Source organism: Deltaproteobacteria bacterium (assembly GCA_029860075.1).
Taxonomy (GTDB): Bacteria; Desulfobacterota; JADFVX01; order JADFVX01; family JADFVX01; genus JAOUBX01.
In genome coordinates this window covers 1-18,566 of the sequence record JAOUBX010000037.1, presented here as the reverse complement: position 1 = coordinate 18,566, position 18,566 = coordinate 1, and the positions used below count along the sequence as shown (strand labels likewise).

Annotated in this window: 15 protein-coding genes; 9 read left to right on the top strand and 6 right to left on the bottom strand. The window is 44.2% G+C overall.

The genetic code is table 11. From position 1 onward, the window contains the following. Nucleotides 1-41: 41 nt before the first annotated feature. The 6 genes from clpA to mnmD all read right to left on the bottom strand — a co-directional run bounded on the left by clpA (nt 42) and on the right by mnmD (nt 6,175). On the bottom strand, nt 42-2,279 hold the full coding sequence (clpA, locus tag OEV42_12015) for an ATP-dependent Clp protease ATP-binding subunit ClpA (GenBank protein MDH3974996.1): 2,238 nt from the start codon (nt 2,277-2,279) through the stop codon (nt 42-44). Nucleotides 2,280-2,292: 13 nt separating this feature from the next. Further along, complete coding sequence (locus tag OEV42_12010) at nt 2,293-2,607, bottom strand: ATP-dependent Clp protease adaptor ClpS (protein ID MDH3974995.1); 315 nt, start codon at nt 2,605-2,607, stop codon at nt 2,293-2,295. Between the two features lie 270 nt (nt 2,608-2,877). Next, nucleotides 2,878-3,357 carry a hypothetical protein gene (locus OEV42_12005; protein ID MDH3974994.1) on the bottom strand — a complete coding sequence of 160 codons (480 nt, stop codon included), beginning with the start codon at nt 3,355-3,357 and terminating at the stop codon, nt 2,878-2,880. Continuing rightward, a complete protein-coding gene (leuB, locus tag OEV42_12000) occupies nt 3,358-4,443 on the bottom strand; it encodes a 3-isopropylmalate dehydrogenase (GenBank protein ID MDH3974993.1) in 1,086 nt (361 codons plus the stop codon). A gap of 15 nt (nt 4,444-4,458) precedes the next feature. Next, the gene (locus OEV42_11995) at nt 4,459-5,148 is read right to left on the bottom strand and encodes a hypothetical protein (GenBank protein ID MDH3974992.1); all 690 of its coding nucleotides are present in this window, start codon (nt 5,146-5,148) and stop codon (nt 4,459-4,461) included. 235 nt (nt 5,149-5,383) lie between these two features. Further along, nucleotides 5,384-6,175, bottom strand: coding sequence for a tRNA (5-methylaminomethyl-2-thiouridine)(34)-methyltransferase MnmD (mnmD, locus tag OEV42_11990; GenBank protein ID MDH3974991.1), 792 nt, complete (start codon nt 6,173-6,175; stop codon nt 5,384-5,386). A 240-nt stretch (nt 6,176-6,415) separates the two neighbouring features. Between mnmD and OEV42_11985 the strand changes: the two genes are divergently transcribed. From OEV42_11985 to OEV42_11945, 9 genes are all read left to right on the top strand, one after another. Beyond that, nucleotides 6,416-6,859 (top strand): rhodanese-like domain-containing protein, encoded by a 444-nt coding sequence (locus OEV42_11985; protein ID MDH3974990.1) that lies wholly within the window; start codon nt 6,416-6,418, stop codon nt 6,857-6,859. Nucleotides 6,860-7,027: 168 nt separating this feature from the next. Then, nucleotides 7,028-8,134: a hypothetical protein gene (locus tag OEV42_11980; GenBank protein MDH3974989.1), complete on the top strand. Its 1,107-nt coding sequence runs from the start codon at nt 7,028-7,030 to the stop codon at nt 8,132-8,134. 47 nt (nt 8,135-8,181) lie between these two features. Further along, nucleotides 8,182-9,021, top strand: a complete 840-nt coding sequence (locus OEV42_11975; protein ID MDH3974988.1) for a hypothetical protein — start codon at nt 8,182-8,184, stop codon at nt 9,019-9,021. A 128-nt stretch (nt 9,022-9,149) separates the two neighbouring features. Next, nucleotides 9,150-10,271: a hypothetical protein gene (locus OEV42_11970; GenBank protein ID MDH3974987.1), complete on the top strand. Its 1,122-nt coding sequence runs from the start codon at nt 9,150-9,152 to the stop codon at nt 10,269-10,271. A 77-nt stretch (nt 10,272-10,348) separates the two neighbouring features. Further along, nucleotides 10,349-11,269 (top strand): NHL repeat-containing protein, encoded by a 921-nt coding sequence (locus OEV42_11965; protein MDH3974986.1) that lies wholly within the window; start codon nt 10,349-10,351, stop codon nt 11,267-11,269. Then, nucleotides 11,269-14,991, top strand: coding sequence for a cytochrome c3 family protein (locus OEV42_11960; GenBank protein ID MDH3974985.1), 3,723 nt, complete (start codon nt 11,269-11,271; stop codon nt 14,989-14,991). The genes OEV42_11965 and OEV42_11960 overlap by 1 nt, the downstream gene beginning before the upstream one ends. A 214-nt stretch (nt 14,992-15,205) precedes the next feature. Next, nucleotides 15,206-15,952, top strand: coding sequence for a 3-oxoacyl-ACP reductase FabG (gene fabG, locus OEV42_11955; protein MDH3974984.1), 747 nt, complete (start codon nt 15,206-15,208; stop codon nt 15,950-15,952). Nucleotides 15,953-15,991: 39 nt separating this feature from the next. Then, complete coding sequence (locus tag OEV42_11950) at nt 15,992-17,209, top strand: beta-ketoacyl-[acyl-carrier-protein] synthase family protein (protein MDH3974983.1); 1,218 nt, start codon at nt 15,992-15,994, stop codon at nt 17,207-17,209. After that, nucleotides 17,206-18,566 (top strand): FAD-dependent oxidoreductase (locus OEV42_11945; protein ID MDH3974982.1); only part of this gene is annotated, 1,361 nt, incomplete at its 3' end. The genes OEV42_11950 and OEV42_11945, both read left to right, overlap by 4 nt.

Genomic DNA, 18,566 nt, shown 5'->3' with positions numbered 1-18,566 from the left:
CTTTCTGACGGCAGGTTCCCGGAAAATAAGAGAATGGACGATCAATTATAGCTAAAGCTAAAAGTCTCACCCTTAAGGCCGACCTTTACAGAGCCCCCGTTTTGCAGTTTGCCGAATAGAATTTCCCTGGAGATAACATCGCTAATGGAGGTTTCTATGAGTCTTGCCAGAGGCCTTGCGCCATAGGCCGGGTCGTATCCTTTTCCGGCAAGATGCCTTTTGGCCGAAGGAGAAAGCGTAATCGTTACATTGCTCTCTTCAATGCGCATTGCAAGCTCTGCCATAAACTTGTCTACCACACTCTCCATCACCTTTTCAGAGAGGGAATCAAAGGCAATGATGCCGTCGAGACGATTTCTGAATTCAGGAGAGAAGTTACGCTCTACCGCCTGGCTGTTGCTCCCGGCAACGGGATTGCCAAAACCGATGGGGGTAGCGCTCATCTCCCTGGCCCCTACATTGGAAGTCATAATAAGAATAATATTCCTGAAGTCGGCTTTTTTACCGTTATTGTCGGTCAACGTTCCGTGGTCCATCACCTGAAGTAAAATATTGAAGAGATCAATATGGGCCTTTTCTATCTCGTCAAGAAGCAAAACGGCATAAGGATGCTTTTGAAGCGACTCCGTAAGAAGCCCCCCCTGCTCGAAGCCGACGTATCCGGGAGGAGCGCCTATCAATCTGGAAACAGAATGTTTCTCCATGTACTCACTCATATCGAAGCGGATAAATTCGACGCCCATATTGAGGGCAAGCTGCTTTGCAACTTCTGTTTTCCCCACACCCGTCGGCCCTGTAAAGAGGAAGGAACCGACAGGCTTATCGGGATTACCGAGCCCTGCCCTTGAACGGAGAATGGAACGGCAGAGCGAATTAATGGCTTCGTCTTGTCCGAATACTTTTCGCTTAATATTCTTTTCAAGCGACCTGAGGTCTTTTTTATCAGATCTCGATACCCTTTTTGAAGGAATGCGGGCCATTTTGGCAATAACAGACTCTATATCCTTCATATTAACTCTTTTGCTTCGCTTCGAATAGAGCTTATGAAATGCCCCTGCTTCATCGATTACGTCGATGGCCTTATCAGGAAGATGCCTTTGACCGATATGACGCGCAGAAAGTTCGGCGGCAGCCTTTAAGGAATCATCACTGTACTTAACACCATGATGCTCTTCGTATTTAGACTTAAGGCCTTTCAATATTTCTATGGTTTCTTCAATGGTGGGTTCGGGCACATCGATCTTTTGAAAACGCCTCGAAAGGGCTCTGTCCTTTTCAAAAAAGTTTCTGAACTCTTCATAGGTTGTCGAACCGATGCAGCGAACCTCTCCCGAAGCCAGCAATGGTTTGAGCACATTAGAGGCATCCATAGAACCGCCGCTTACGGCGCCTGCGCCGACAATGGTATGAATTTCATCAATAAAGAGAATGGCTCCCGTATCCTTCTGGAGGGCCTTGATTACGGCCTTGAGACGCTCCTCAAAATCCCCCCTGAACTTTGTACCGGCAAGAAGCGCTCCCATATCAAGAGAGTAGATATTTGATTCTCTCAGTTCATCGGGCACTCTGTCCTCACTGATCATGAGGGCCAGCCCCTCGGCAAGGGCGGTTTTACCCACACCGGGTTCACCCACATAGATAGGATTATTCTTCCGTCGTCTGCACAGAACCTGTATGGTACGTTCAAGTTCTCTGTCTCTGCCGATGAGAGGATCAATCTTTCCTTCGTCAGCTCTATCTACCAGATTGACGGTAAATACGCCAAGCGGGTCCCATTCATTCGATTTTCGCGTTTTTTGGGTATCTTTTTTAAGAGGGAAGGGATCAGGATCATTCTGCTCACCGGTCATCTTGATAAGGCCGTGAGAAATGTGGTTAAGCACATCGAGCCTGCTAATGCCCTGATTTTCCAGAAAATGAACGGCATGAGAGTTCTTCTCTTCCATCATGGCCGCGATCATATCGCCGATCTCTATCTCTTCCTTGCCGGAAGACTGCAAATGAAGAACGGTTTTCTGGATCACCCGCTGCAAACTCATTGTCTGCTCCGGCATATACTCCTTGTCATCAGGAAGGGTTTCAAGATGATTATCAAAAAAGTCTTCCAGCATTTCCCTCAGCACTTCCACATCACCACCGCATGAAATGATAACATCAATGCCGGAATCATCATGAATGGAGGCGTAGAGAAAGTGCTCCAGCGTCAAATATTCATGATGGCGTCTTTTGGCTTCGCTTACAGCGAGAGAAAAGGTAATCTGCAGTTCCTGGCTGAACATAACGATTTTCTCCTTAAGCCTCCTCTACGGAACAACGGAGAGGGAAACCTTCTTCCGCCGCCATAGAGTGAACCTTTTCTGCTTTTGTTTCAGCTATTTCAAAGGGATAGATTCCACATAGCCCTTTTCCCTTAAGGTGTACGTTAAGCATAATTCGATTCGCTTCCGTTTGCGATTTGCGAAATACCTGTTCAAGCGCTTTTACAACAAACTCCATGGTTGTATAATGATCATTATGCATTAAAACCTTGAACAGCGGAGGAACTTCACTCTTAAGAGAGTTAAGGGTTGCACTTTCAGATTCATCAAAGGGTAGTTCTTCTCCCACTTTTACTCTCCTTAAATTTCTTTATAGTTATCAGTCTAACACAAAAAAAAGAACAAGGTCCAGCATCAGATAAGTTTAAATAACTTATCTTGTGAGCAGCAATGCGAACCATTTTTGGTCTGCAGCAGGTGAGTATTTATTGATATGCCCCGATGAAAATAGTTCATCGGGGCCTTACATTGATTTACATGCCGGGGTATTCGTTAATGCCCGCTGGAGAGACATACTCCATTCCCCCCTTTTTTAATAAATAGATTGGAGTAATCAGGATTAATGCCTGAACCTGTAATGACAATTATTGCAGTTAACAATCAGCTCGGAAAGGTGCAGCAGCGCCTTGTCTCTATCACCCGCTCCTGCTGCGGCTACAAGCTCATCCGCTTTTTTATGAAGCGCCATGCCGAGTGTAAGGAAATCAGGCTCTCCTGTCACATTACTCACGGTAGAGCACTTTTTTTCCTCTTCGGGACTCCAGCCAAGTTTTTTTGAAAGTTCACCGGCCCTGTCAAGATCATTTTCAGCGAGCGCCTTCGTAATTTCACTAACTCTATTGAGATGCTGCCGCATCATCGCCTTCTGCTTGACCTTCACAGGCGCAGGCAGTTTCAGTTCGGCTCTATCATCTCGGGCAGGCTCTCCACTCACAGGTTCATGCATGAGTCCATGTTTGGCGGAACATGCCGTCAGCAAAGAGAATAAAAAGATAATTAGAAAAAGATAAATACATCGCTTCATTGTCATACCTTTCATTTATGAATTTTCCAGTTCCGCTACAATAAGATCGCCCATTTCCTTACAACCCGCCGATTTGGAGCCTTCCTGCATAATATCAGGCGTTCTGTAGCCCTTATCGAGAATTCTTACAATAGCAGAATCAATATCATCGTAAACATCATCCATGCCAAAGGCATATTTTACCATCATTGCAGCAGACATGATTGTTGCAATAGGGTTTGCCTTTCCCTGGCCGGCAATGTCAGGCGCGCTGCCGTGAATAGGCTCAAAAATACCAATTTCACCGCCGATACTGGCCGAAGGAAGCATACCGATGGACCCGGTCAGCATAGACGCCTCATCAGACAGAATATCTCCAAACATGTTGGTTGTCACAATAACATCAAACTGCGCCGGATATCTGATCAGCTGCATTGCCGCATTGTCGACATACATATGGCTGAGTTCAATATGCGAATAATCTTTATGCACATTAGTAACCACTTCTCTCCAGAGTTCGGTACATTCGAGAACATTTGCCTTGTCCACGGAGCAAACTTTTTTCCCTCTTTTTCCCGCCACTTCAAAGGCGACCCTTGCTATACGCTCAATTTCAGGCGTCGTATAGGTAAGCGTATTAAAACCTTTTTTGCCACCGCCGGGAAGCGTTTCCACACCTTTGGGCTGACCGAAGTAAATACCTCCCGTAAGTTCTCTTACCACCATGATATCGATACCTTCGATAACCTCCCGCTTAAGCGTCGAGGCATCGGCAAGGGCATCATAGATCTTTGCAGGCCTTAAGTTGGCAAAGGCGCCGAGAATTGCTCTCAGCCCCAGAAGCGCCCTTTCAGGCCGGATGGAGTAATCGAGGTTCTCCCACCGGGGACCGCCGACGGCGCCTAAAAGAACGGCATCTGATGACTGAACGAGTTCTTTCGTTTCATCAGGAAATGGACCACCCGTTGCATCGATGGCAGCGCCACCAATCAGTCCTTCCGTAAATTCAAATTGCACTCCCTTTTTTTTGCTGACAACACCAAGGACCTTGATCGCTTCGGCTATTATTTCAGGGCCGATCCCGTCTCCCGGAAGTACAGCCACTTTTTTTACATTACTCATTTTTAATATCCTCCATTACCTGTGTTCATAACTTTTGCGCACGGGACCAGCGGAAGTCCTTTTCCACATAGCTGCAAGCGCAGTTTCATATTTTTGTTTATAATTCTTCCATAAATTCAGTAGAAATGGATCAATTTTAACAGCTTCAGGAGAAATATTAGCCTTGTAACTCCTGAACTCACTGATCTTCTCTTTCATGGCCCTGACAGTCTTCGCAATAGACTTTTTTCTTTCTAAAGATTTTTCATTCTCCAACGTCTTCTGAAGCGCCTTTACCTCATCAATGCCACTATTGATGAGTCTGTCCAGTTCTTTCGCCTGCTCAAGCTCTTCCTTCTTGATATCAAGGTACTTGCGAACTTTATCCATTTCATCAACGATATTCCAGAATTCCCGGGCCGTCATCCCTCTCTTTTTGAAAATATTACTATACTCCAGTTCTGTTCTTGCACTGCTATGAGCAATCATAACGAGCGTTCTTTTTTCATAAACTTCCTCTTCCCTGAGGGAAACCTTCCTGATATAGGCTCCGATATCGCCTGCAACGTCAATCCAGAGGGACAATCTCTCCTCAGTAATTGGAGGAAAGGGCTTTTCCGGCTTTTTAACGGCAGGCGCCGGTTTCTCCTCTGCCTTCTTGCAGGACGTAAAAAAAACAGGGATGAATAAGAAAAAGACAAATAACAGATAGTTTTTATTGCGCATTTTGACTCTATCTTTCTGGTTTTACAGCCCCTTGCACATAGTACCCGTTAATTGCAGAAAGCGGAAAAACCCATTTTACATAAGCTATCGACTCAACCCGAAGAACTGCTCCAGTCAATAGAATTGACGCACGAATATAGCAAAAGAGCCGCTTTATTACAAGGTTTTTCGGCTCTAATCAGGCACCGCCACCTTCACAGTCAGTCATTATTCATAATCAGGAATTGAAATATAATTATTTCTCTTTTAACTTTTCCCTGTAACTGAAGATTTCCCGGGCCGTAAAATTTAAGGGGGGATCATAAAAAGGTATTCTTTCAGGTGAGTTTTTCAGCTTTTCAAGATTCCTGGAGTTCATAAAAAGGTGATCAGCTTTTTTGGAAGCCACCGTTCCACCGCGCTTCATCTTGTCACCGGGCCCCTCACCGATATGGAAACCGGCCTCAACAAGTCCGGCCCTTACCGGTGTCGATACGCTGTAAGTTGCTAACATGGCGTCCTCTTTCATCCGTTTATAAAGCGTTTTAAAAAAATGGACTGTCCAGAGTTGCGGGTTCTTCTTCACGGAAAAAGGATCAAGGAAGACAGCGTCAAAACACTCGTCAACCTTCTTTACCTCTTCCCTGGCATCACCGCACAAGATCCTAATGTTAATACCATCACTAAAATAGCGCTTCTCTTTAAGGGCTTGAAGAACAATACGATAAAGCCCCCTGTATCTGGAAGGGACTTCTATCTTATTCAAAACCTTAAAATCGATGAGGTCTTTTTCCAGGGATATCACATTGATTTGACAATCACTATTGGCATCTTTCGCACTGTATAAAGCGGCCAGGACGTTATAGCCGAGGCCGAACCCTACATCGAGAATGCTTATGGCTCCACCACGGGCCAGCGCTTTTATGCCGCAGGGCCTGCAATATTTTTCAAAAGATTCCCTTAATGCGCCATTTCGCGAATGATAGGTCTCACCATAAACATCCGAGTAAAAGCTAAATGAACCATCATCAGTTTTAACTGCCTTCATGACATCCCTTCCACTGTCTTTTCTCATACCATTTTAAGGTCTGCTTCTCTTTAAATCAACAGTGGATCGAAGCTCCCCGCCGCAGGCAGCGGGCCATGAGCATGGACATATCCTTCCGGCAATATCCGCACAGACGGAGGAAGCGCTTATGGCGGCAAATCAAATTAAATCAGGACAATGATGACTTTTATAGATTATATCTGTTGAAAATGGAGACGCTATCTGTTATATATGCTGGCCATGAAATTTAAAGATAAAGTTTCTGTCGCCGTTGTTCTCTTTCTTCTCTTTCTTGCGCTCAGGTATGAGTACATGGAATCTGTAAGGCAGATTCCTTCATCAAGGTCAAATGAGAATAAAGAAGCGCTTTTTGACGGCATCACATCAAGTGAACTCTCCCGCCTCATTACAAATAAACATGAGTTCGTCCTTATCGATGTGCGCTCTTCCGGTGAATACAGGAAAGGTCGTATTCCCGGCGCCCTTTCCATTCCTTTTTCCGGGATCAAATCAAAAATCAGCCGGTACAACAAATCAGACACGATCATACTCTATTGCGAGAGCGGTCCATGGAGCAGAGTTGCCTATAGTGAACTCAAGAAAATGGGCTTTGAAAATATCAGAATTCTGATCAATGGAATTGTGGGTTGGAAGTGGGAAATAGGGGGCCAGCTGGAAAAGTAAAAATTTAATAACTACTGAACATATTTATTTTTTTAGATTTTCTGTATACATTTTTAAAAAATTGTATACAATTTTTGCTTTTTTTATTGACAAAGCATTATATATCTAATATACAAGTACTCACATTATTTTTTCCCGTCCTTAACTAACTATTCATGGGAGTTTGTTATGCGAAAAATGTCTACCTGCCTGCTTCTTGTTTTCACCTTTATTACCTGCTTTACCCTATTACCTGAAAAGAGTATTGCTGCCGACGACGAAAACTGTCTCATGTGCCATAAATACAGAAAGATGGGAATGATTGATCCGAATGGAGTCAGGAAGTTCTACTATGTAGACGAGCCGACTTTCGTACAGACCGTTCACTCCCGCGTACCCTGTAGAGATTGTCACTACTTCATTGACCGGATTCCTCATAGCGAAGTCAAGCAGGGGGTAACTTGCGATACCAAATGCCATGTTATCAACCCGGCAACAGGCGAGAGGTTCAGTCACAAACCGATCAAGGACGTTTATGACAAAAGTGTCCATGGCAGGGAAAAGCTGCCTCAAGGTAAAACGGAAGAGATCGATAAAAACAAACCTTACTGCATCTTCTGCCATATCAATCCTATTTACAATCCGGCCGAGCGCAAAGACGGACCACCCAGGGAAGTTACGGACAGGTGTAATGTGTGCCATGAAAATGATCAGTTTGCCAAACATTGGTATATGCATACTGCCCGAAGGGTAAGAGAAGTCAAGCGAAACTCGGCGCAAATAGTCGAGCTTTGTAATACATGCCATACAAATGAGAAATTTCTCGAACAGCAGCAGGAAATGAATGAAGCCATTCTCGGCAAGGAAATGAGCAGAAAATATACTTTTGCCGGACAGGCCTATAACGATTCATTCCACGCCAAGGTTGTCAAGTACGGTCTCGATGAGGCGGCAAACTGCCTCAATTGTCATGCAAAGACTGAAAACTACTACATGAGCGTTCACGATATCAGACGCTCCTCTGACCCTGAATCTCCTGTACACGTCGAAAACAGAGTGAATACATGTAAAAAATGTCACTATCACAGGAACGCTGACGAGTCTTTTATCAACGTCGATCCGCATCCTACTGCAAGACTTGATGACAATCCATTTATTTTTTACGCATCTATCGTTTATAACATAATTGCCTATGTCGCATTCTTTGGGCTCGTAGGTCTGAAATCGATTGAAACCTTTGGCAGGGTCAGACATGGCGTACGTCTGTTCATTCGAAACGGGTCAAGTTGGAGATAATCTTAAAGCGCTTCTTTTACCTCAACTTTAAAGGAGGATATTCATAGATGAGTACTGAACAAGAAAAAATTGATGCACTGATAGAGAGACTGCCTGACAATCTCTATAAAATCGTGGATTCAAACCCCCTGGGTGATATACAGCGTTATTCCATACATATCAGGATACAACACGCCTTAACTTTTATCTCCTTCTTTTTTCTCGCTTCAACAGGGCTGCCCATCCATTTTAATGATGCTTTCTGGGCGCAACCGCTCAATGCAGCCTTCGGCGGTATTGAAAGCACAAGAATAATTCACAGGATTAATGCGGCGGCTATGGTTTTCACCATGGTCTACCACGTCCTTACTATTCTTATCGGCACAATTATGAAAGTTAAGGAAGGCACTTTCGATATTAAAAGAACCCAGATCCCAATGCCTAAGGACCTTTTTGACATCATCCATGACCTTAAATTCTTTGCAGGCATAAAAAAGACCAGACCCAAAATGGACAAGTTCATGTATAAGCAGAAGATACATTACCTCGCTGCTGCCGGTGGAAATACCATCATGGTAGTTACGGGAGCCTGTTTCCTCTTTCCTGATATTGTGGCAAAGATTTTGCCCGTTGATCAGTACTACGTGCAAAGTTTTGCCAGGCTTGCCCATCCCCACGAAGCGGTGCTTGCGCTTCTTGTTATCGCATTCTGGCACTGGTATAACGTTCATCTCGAGCCGGGCAGATTCCCCATGCAATGGACATTTTTAACAGGAAAGATAGCCAGGGAGCACCAGATAGAAGAACATTTCTTTGATTATGAAAGGGAACTGAGAAATAACCCTGAAGAAAGGGCTTACATTGAGAAAGTTCTGAAAGAACATGAAAAAGGAAAAACTAGTGAATAATGTTCAAACGTCGACTGAGCCTTTTTCAAAGTATCATTGCATATGCTTCACTGTTAGTTGTCATAATTTGGATGCTCGGTATTGTAATATTCTTTTTGGACCTACTATTTAAAGCGGGAGACTAAACGATGACAGATGTATATATTGGGGTAGCCATAACGGTATTAATACTCGCCATTCTCTTTTACATTGATGTAAAAACAAAGTATGGCAAATACGGGCCCGGCAAAGACAAAAAAATTACGGCATGGTCTCTGGGAGACAGAAAAAATCATCCTTTAGGCGCATGGGTCGTATCAGCCTTTCTCTGGTTAATACTCATCTCAGTCGGTTACGGAACGGTACAATATATGCTTTTCGGTCATCATGGACCTCATTTTGCTACTAAACTGGGCTTGGGCCATCATGACGAAAAGGGAAAAAGCGATCTGCTCGGTGAGGTAAAGCATGAAGGAATACTCGAAAAAAATCGTCACTTTCACAACCTTGTGGAAGATACCACAAGAATTGACAAAAATCCCGTCTGTTATCTGTGTCATGGAAACTTCCCTCATAAAAGACGTCGTTTTATCAGAGTAATGATGAATATGCATACGCAGTTTATCGGCTGCTTCACCTGCCATGTCAATCCCGAGTATATTCCTGAACAGGATATAACCTTCAAGTGGTTTAACTACTCCGACAATAAACCGACAGGGAAACCCTTTGGTCTGCAATACAATGACCAAACGGGAAGAATTGAGGAAACGGACGACTATTATTCTAAGATCATCGGTTTTATTACGGTAAGAGGAAAAGAAGAAATGCTTGAAATTCCTCAGGACGCCCCAATTGGTGTTGAATACCTGAAGATCCAGAAAGAACTTGCCGGTGACTTGCAGTTGCAAGGCCAGTTCAAGAACAGGATACACAAAAATGTCATGCCTAAAGGACGATTTTGTACAAGATGCCATACTGCTGAAGATAAGAGTTACCTGCCTTTTAGAGCACTTGGCTTTAGCGACCAGAGAATTGATGATCTTACGGGTCTTAATATCGTAGGTATTGTACAAAAATACAAAGGATTCTTTATTCCTTCACTCTATCGTGGTGACCAGAAAGAATCAGACGAAGTTATTAATACTCTCGTTGGAAAAGATGCCGTCAAAAAGCCAAAAGCCCCCAGAGGAGCCGTATTTGATCCCAAGGCGTGGTGGAGAGAAAATTATGTTAAGGAACAAAAAGCACCTGAGAAGGTTTGGAACAAATAATTCAAACAAAATAATATACATTTAATCTGTGTGGGTGTGGTATTGTTAGATACCACACCCTTTTTATTATAAATGCTATGACGAACAAACTGATACCAATAATTGTTTTTGTATTATTATTTTCTCCCGCCTTGTCTTCAGGGGAAAGGAAAAAAGCAAAGACCGTAAGAATAAGCAAGGTACTGGAAATTAAGGGTCCTGCAAATGATCCCCTTGAGCTGCCTACCGACCTTGTCGTCAACTCCAAGGGAAATGTCTATACTGTTGATGGCGTCAATAACCGTATTCTTGTCTATAGTAAAGACGGTTCCTTTCTCTTTGGATTTGGAAAGAGCGGCAGCAAAGCCGGTGAGTTTAAGAATCCCGTTGGAATAGGTATATCACCTAAAAATGATATTTTTGTCGCTGACAAAGATAATAAGAGAATCCAGTTTTTTTCTCAGCAAGGTAAGTTCAAGGGTATTATCGATCTTCAAAAAATGGGAGTTGTCCCCATTGATGTTGCCATTGAGCCGGGTACGGGTCACTGTTTTATTACAGACAACAAAAAACACAGAATTGTCGTTTATAAGCAGAATGGTGATTTTGTCAGAGCCTGGGGTGAGAGGGGTGAACAGGACAGGGAATTCAGATACCCTGCTACTCTCTGGTTTCAAGACCGGAAATTATATATTGCAGATATACTTAACTCAAGAGCCGTCGTCTACAGGAATGACGGACGACTATACAGAACCGTCGGCGAATGGGGTGTTTTGCCCGGCCAATTTTTCAGACCTAAAGGTGTCACTGTCGATAAGACGGGGAATATCTACATTTCCGATAGTTACCTTGATGTCGTTCAGGTATTCAATAATGAGGGAAAGTTCCTCCATGTACTTGGCGATGAGAGCGGAAAAATAAGGAGGTTCAAAAGTGCAGCTGGAATTTTTGTCAAAGGGAACCTTCTCTATGTAGCGGAGATGCTTGAAAACAAAATATCGGTATATAAACTGAAATAATGTCCAGACTTCATTCCAAAATCATTCTACTTTTATTTCTGACCCTGATTTTATCACTATCTTCTGTAAGTGATCTAATGGCAGCCAGGAAGATTTCTGCCCAGCGTGAGTGCTCTACCTGTCATATCATGTGGCTGGAGCAATTAAGGCAAAAAGAGGTGGAACCTCTCATAGAATTAAAAGCGCAGCCTGTCGTCATTGCAGGCAAACAGGGTGTTGTAAGTACGGAAAGAATGTGCTTTACCTGCCATGATGGTTTCATTCTCGATTCTCGATTTGCATGGAAAGACAATAAAAAGAATTTTCACCCGATAGGCGTAACACCAAAAAATGTAAATATCCCCAAAAGAAAAGATGGAACGGAGGTCTTCCCTCTTGATACAAATGGTCAGGTTTATTGCGGAACCTGTCATTCAGCCCATGGCGTCGAATGGAGCACCAAGGACAGTCCCATCTTTTTGAGGGAGTCCAATAAAGACTCCATGATGTGCATGATTTGCCATATTAAAAGGGCTACGGGTCCGACGGAGGGCAATCACCCCATCAATAAAACATCTATCGATATCCCTAAAAAAATTCATGATCTCGGCGGTAAGACAGGTTCTTATCAAAATCAGGTTATATGTCAATCCTGTCACAGGGTTCATGGAGCCAGAGAGAAAAAGCTTCTCCTTACAAATAATGATAATTCCCGCCTATGTGGAATTTGTCATAGCGATAGATATGCAAAAAATATTCAAGAGGCCAGGGAGATGCATACTCATCCCGTTAATATAGTCTCCGAAAAAGTGAAGATTGCAGATGAAGTCATAGAAAGTGGCGGAAGAAAAGGGACTAACGGTGAGATTATCTGCCAGACCTGCCACAGGCCTCATTATGCAAAGCGTGAGGGAGGCATTCTTGTGGACAGCAATAAAGACTCTGCCCTCTGTAAAAAATGTCATCAAGACAAAAAGAGTGTTCAAATAACAAAGCACAACCTTCAAAACAGCGCGCCTGACGCAGCCAATGCAAAGGGACAGACAACGGTTAAGAGTGGCCCTTGCAGCGCCTGTCACATTCCACATAAAGGGAAAGGTCCAAAAATGTGGGCCCGTGAATTGTCGGGCACGGAAGACAATATTTCCAACATGTGTAAGAGTTGCCATTCTGAAGGAGAGGCAGGGCAGAAAAAACCTATTGGAAACCATTCTCACCCTGTTAATGCCGATCTGGCGAAAGTAGGTGGCGAAACTTCCTTCCCCTTGTTCGGCAGTGATGCTAATCCTGTCGAACCCGGTGATATCGTTAATGGCAAAGTAGTCTGTGCCACCTGCCATAATGTACATCAGTGGAACTTCGAAGATCCTGAAGAGGGTTCTCTTGATGAAGGCGACGGAACAAACAGTTTTCTAAGAAAAGCAGCCGCACCGGCCCCCAACCTCTGTGCCGACTGCCACAGGGACAAGAAGTTTATCGTTAAAACAGATCATGACATGAGAGTAACCTCTCCGAAAACGACTAACACTAAAGGAGAGGACGTATCTAAAACAGGGGTATGTGGTCAGTGTCATATGATCCACAATGCACCGACGAAAGCAAAAATGTGGGCAAGAGAAGTTTCCGGAGAAGGTGATATTGTGGCCCAACTATGCCTCTCCTGCCATAATGAAAATGGGCCTGCAAAAAAGAAACAGACAGGACAATATTCACATCCAACGGGCAAGCCTGTATCCAATCTTAATATTACCATCTCAGATGACGGAAGCTGGAGTCACCCGCTCTTAGAAAAAGTAAGTGAAAAAAACCGAATTAAACTCACTCCCCTCCCCTTCTTTGATGATGAAGGCAAGAGAGTATCTAAAGGCAACGTTTCCTGTGGTTCTTGTCACGATCCTCATATCTGGGATGCTGCAAAGGTTAAGGAAGGTAGAGGTAAAAACATTGAGGGTGACGGCTCAAACAGTTTCTTAAGAATCAAAAAAGACCCCGATTCAGCGCTTTGCAAGAATTGCCATGTTGAAAAACGCTCTGTCGTCGTGACAAAACATAACCTGCAGCTTACGGCACCGGGCCAGAAAAATATACTTGGCGTAAAAGCCAAAAAGGGTGATATATGCGGTTCCTGCCACCTGCCACATAATGGAAGCGGGCCCAAAATGTGGGCAAGAAATCCTTTTACACAGGGTGATCAGGTGGAGAGGCTCTGTAAGAGCTGCCATGAAAAAGATTTGCCGGCGGAAAAGAAGCAGGTCGGTAAATTCACTCATCCTGTGGGCAAGCCCATTAAAAATCTCGGCATTACTCCTGAATCAAAAGAGGTATGGACTTTTAAGAATGACAAATATAAGGCCAGCATTGATAAAGAACCGATAAAAACCCTCCCTCTCTATGCCAAGAGTGGAGAGAAAGTTGCTGACGGCAATGTAAGTTGCGGAAGTTGCCATGATCCTCACCAATGGGATTCTGCTTCCTATCCCTCTGAAGTTCTTATCGATGAAGACAAAGCTGACAAGAGTGTTAAAAAATCAATAGCTTCCAAAATGAAAAAGGTAAAGAAAGAAGAAGGTGATGCAAAAAACAGCTTCCTTAGAATACCGAATGCACCTCAGGCAACCTTATGTAAAAACTGCCACGTTGACAAAAGGTCTGTTGAACTATCAAAACATAATATGAACATTTTTTCAGAAGAAGAAAAAAACGTTCTCGGCCTTACAACGAGAAAATCAGGCACTTGCAGCGCTTGTCATCTACCTCATAACGGTGTTTCTGCAAAAATGTGGGCAAGACCCGTTAAACCCGGAAATGCCGTTGTTTCTCTTTGCAAGAGTTGCCATGAAAAGGGATTGGTAGCCGAAAAGAAACTTGCCGGAGATTATTCTCACCCTCTGGAAGCAGATATCAGGAAGGCGGATGGAAAAACGTCATTCCCCCTATACAATAATAAAGGTCAAAAGAAGTCACCTGCCATGGGAGGAAGGGTTGTCTGTACTTCCTGTCATGATCCTCATCAGTGGGATGCGAGAAACCTTATGACAACAGCAGGCGCTTCCAGAATAGTAGAAGGTACGGCAAGAAACAGTTTCCTTAGAAAACCGGCTTTCCCATCTCCTGATCTCTGTATAGAATGTCATGAAAACAACAAGTATATCGAATTTACGGACCACGATTTTTCAATTTCAGCGCCTACTGCCAAAAATACCGACGGCAAGACTGTTACCGAAACTGGTAAGTGTGGTTTTTGTCATATGATTCATAACTCACCAAACAGCATCAGAATGTGGGCACATGATCGGGGTCCAGGTGATGACGGAATGGAAACACTTTGCAGAAGCTGTCATTTTGAAGGTAAAATTGCCAAGAAAAAAATACCCAAGAATTTCAACCACCCCATAGAAATCAAGGTAACGTCCAATGTTCCAAGAAAGGCCCGGTCAAGAAAGAAGAAGAAGAAAAAACAGCCATTTCCTGTATTCGAAATAGATGGAAAACGTACCAAAACAGGAATTATCACCTGTCCCACATGTCACAATCCACACCTCTGGTCGCCTGACAATCCTGATTATGGTCCCGGTACTGCGACGGAAGGTAACTCGACTAACAGCTTTTTAAGAGGAGTCAGTGATGTGGCTTTCTGTTCAAACTGTCATGGATTCGATGCCATCTTCAGATTTAAATATTATCACAGTTCTACTTCAAGGAAGCGAAGCGTGCCTATCACCGGCGGCAGCGGCAAAGAATAAATTTTTCTGCCCCTTTCTTTCTCTCCCGAAGAAATTCTTTTGTATACCTTCCCTATAATTTCCCAATCATTTTTCACATCTTATGCAACCTGTCAATGAGGGATTCACGGGTTGACATGCTCACAAAATAGACTATATACTAAGTATCGTCAGGATGGCTTTCGAATTCAAATAGCCGCTTCCGCAAATTAAAACCAAAAGGAAACCGATGTCTATGAGCAGCCTCAAAGATGAAAAGAATAACAAAATTGCCCTCATTACGGGTGCCAGCAGAGGGCTTGGCGCATCAATCGCCTTAAGGCTGGCAAAAGCAGGTTATGATATTTGGGCAAACTATAGCAGCAACAAAGAGGCGGCAAATAAAGTTAAAGCAGAAATCGAATCCCTGGGACGTCATTGCAAGCTGCTGCAATTCGATGTTCGTGACAAGGAAGCTATTGATGAAGCGCTTTCTCCGGAACTCGAACTTTGCACACCCCATGTGCTGGTAAATAATGCCGGCTTTACGAAGGACGGCCTCATGATCTGGATGAGCCAGGAAGAGTGGGAAGATGTTATCGATGTAAGTCTCCTCGGTTTCTTCCTCGTTACCAAAGCCGTTCTCATGGGCATGCTGAAAAGAAAATCGGGCAGAATAATTAATATTACTTCAACGGCGGGACAAAGCGGACTGCCGGGACAGGCCAACTATTCAGCTGCAAAGGCCGGTCTTATTGGCGCAACCAAATCTCTTGCGCTGGAAGTCTGTAAAAAAGGGGTAATCGTTAATGCCGTGGCTCCCGGATTTATTGAAACCGATATGACTGCTGAACTTCCTTTAGATAAAATACTGCCTACCATTCCCGCCGGAAGGTTTGGCACTGCCCAGGAGGTAGCTGCCGCTGTGGAGTTCCTCTCTTCAGACGAGGCATCTTATATTATAGGCGAGACAATTTCAATTAACGGCGGAATATATACTTGAGATGCATCTGATCTCTCTTTAACTCTCTTTTTTATAAATATGCACCAGGTAGCTATTACAGGAATAGGCATTGTTTCTTGCCTCGGAACGGGAACGGAAAAAGTCCTTCAGGCCCTTAAGGAAGGACGGTCGGGAATCGTACTTGATGAAGAAAGAAAAGAAGCAGGCTTCAGGAGCGCTTTGACAGGCCGCATTGAGGACTTTAAAAAGCCCGGGCTGGAACGAAAGAAATACCGCACCATGACCGACTTCGGTATTCAGGCCTATGGCGCAGCCCTTGAAGCAATCGCAATGGCGGGCTGGAATGAATCGGAAATTAAAAGTGATAAAACAGGCCTCATTATAGGCAATGACTCGACGACCCTGGCCAACTATAAACAGGTAGAAATAACACGTCGCGAAAAAAGCACCTTTCCCATCGGCGCCGGAATCGTTTTCCAGGCATTGAATTCAACGGTTACAATGAACCTTAATACCATTTTGGGTACAATGGGGGCCTCATGGACCTTAAGCGGCGCCTGTGCCAGCGGCGGGCATGCTATCGGCCAGGCCGGCGACCTCATTGCCATGGGACGGCAGGAAAGAATTATCTGCGGAGGAGCACAGGAAATAAACTGGGAATCTGTATCGAGCTTTGATGCGACGAATGCATTCTCCTTAAGAGAAGATGACCCTCCCCGTGCTTCGAGACCTTTCGATGCTAAAAGAGACGGACTTGTTCCCAGCGGCGGAGCGGCGATTGTTGCGCTTGAGAGACTGGACCTTGCAAAAAAGAGAGGCGCTCACATCCTGGCAATTATCAGGTCCTATGCTTTCAGCTCCGATGGCGCCAATCTCTCCGTTCCTTCCGGAGAGGGGCTTGAAAGGTGTATCAGGGAGTGCCTTAATCGTGGAAAAACATCGGCAGATGCCATCGATTACATCTCTGCCCATGCAACCTCAACACCCATCGGTGATGCGGCAGAGGCAAGAGCTATTCATGGCGCCTTTGGTGACAACAGCCCCTGGATTTCTTCCACAAAATCAATGACCGGCCATGAAATGTGGATGGCCGGGGCGGCCCAGGCAGTCTATTCCATCCTCATGTCCCGGGGACGCTTTATTGCCCCCAATATCAACTTTAAAAAGCAGGAAGAAGGTATTCCAAAGCTTAACATTGCGGCGGAAACAATCGATAAAAAGCCTGACCTTATTCTATGCAATTCAGCAGGCTTTGGCGGCACCAATTCCTGTCTGCTGCTGGATACATGCATTTGAAATACGACACTGTCATAATCGGTTCAGGAATGAGTGGTTTAACGGCTGCGCTTACACTTGCTCAAAATGGCCTTAAAGTTGCCCTTGTCGAAAGCTGTGGCCATATTGCGCCCCTTTTGAAACGCTTTAAAAGAGGAAACGTCTGGTGTGACCCGGGCCTGCATTATTCCGGCGGTTTTGAAAAATCAGGGCCCCTTACCGTCATTTTTAACTATCTCGGCATGGAACAGAGAATTAAATCCATTCCCATGAATAGTGAATGCTACGACGAACTGAACATTGGTGACAAGGTCATTTCACTTGCCGGCGGTTTCGACGGTGTAAGAGCTTCCCTATCAAAACACTTTCCTCAGGATACTAAAGCAATCCTTGCCTATACCGACAAAATTCAAAAGATCATGAATGAGACACCCTTCATTAATTTTGATCTCGCCTTTGCTGATTTTTCCAGGATTTCCCATGTCGATGAGAGCCTTTTTGATTTTCTGGACTCGGTAAATGCCACTAAGGAGCTAAAAGACCTTCTCAGCCATTACGGTCTTTTTTTATATGGCGTAAAGGGCAGTGAAGCCCCTTTTTATATTCATGCCCTTGTAATGGGTTCATTTTACAAATCACCTCACACACTTGAAGGGGGTGGTGATGAAATCGTTAATGCCTTCCGGGAACGTCTTATGGAAGAAGGCGTTCATACTTTCTGCAATTCACCGGCAACCGGATTAAAAATAGATGACAAGCGCCGCCTGGAGGGTATTATTATTTCAGGCAATAAACTTCTCCAATCAGAAAATTGTATATTCACTGCTCACCCTCACCTGCTGGAAAAAATATTGCCTGAAAGGGCCGTCCGTCCGGCCTATCTTTCGAGGCTGCGGGACATGAAAAACACGCCTTCTGTCTTTTCCCTTTATCTTGAACTTGACGAAATTCCCGAAAGACTGCATCATACTAATGTCTACAAATTTTCAGCTGACAAAAATGAAGAATCATCGCTTGCAATTATGTCTTGCGATCCTGAAATATATGACAAGAAAAAAAAGGGCCTCTGTATTCTCGTTAATGCCAAAACAATTGATCCCCAAAATATACCCTATGGAGAGAAAAAAAGAACGCCCCAATACAGAGACTACAAAAAAAGATTAACGGAACGAACAGTGAAAGACTTGATAAATTTCTATCCTGAACTGGAAGGACGGTTCAAGGTTGTGGCAAGCGCCACGCCTTTTACCTATGAGAGATATACGGGTTCCCCCGGGGGCGCATCTTATGGATTAAAACAGTCTGTACAGGAGATGAAGCTTGGCCCTGTCACATCCATTCTGGGCCTTTATCTGGCAGGCCAGAGTATTCTCATGCC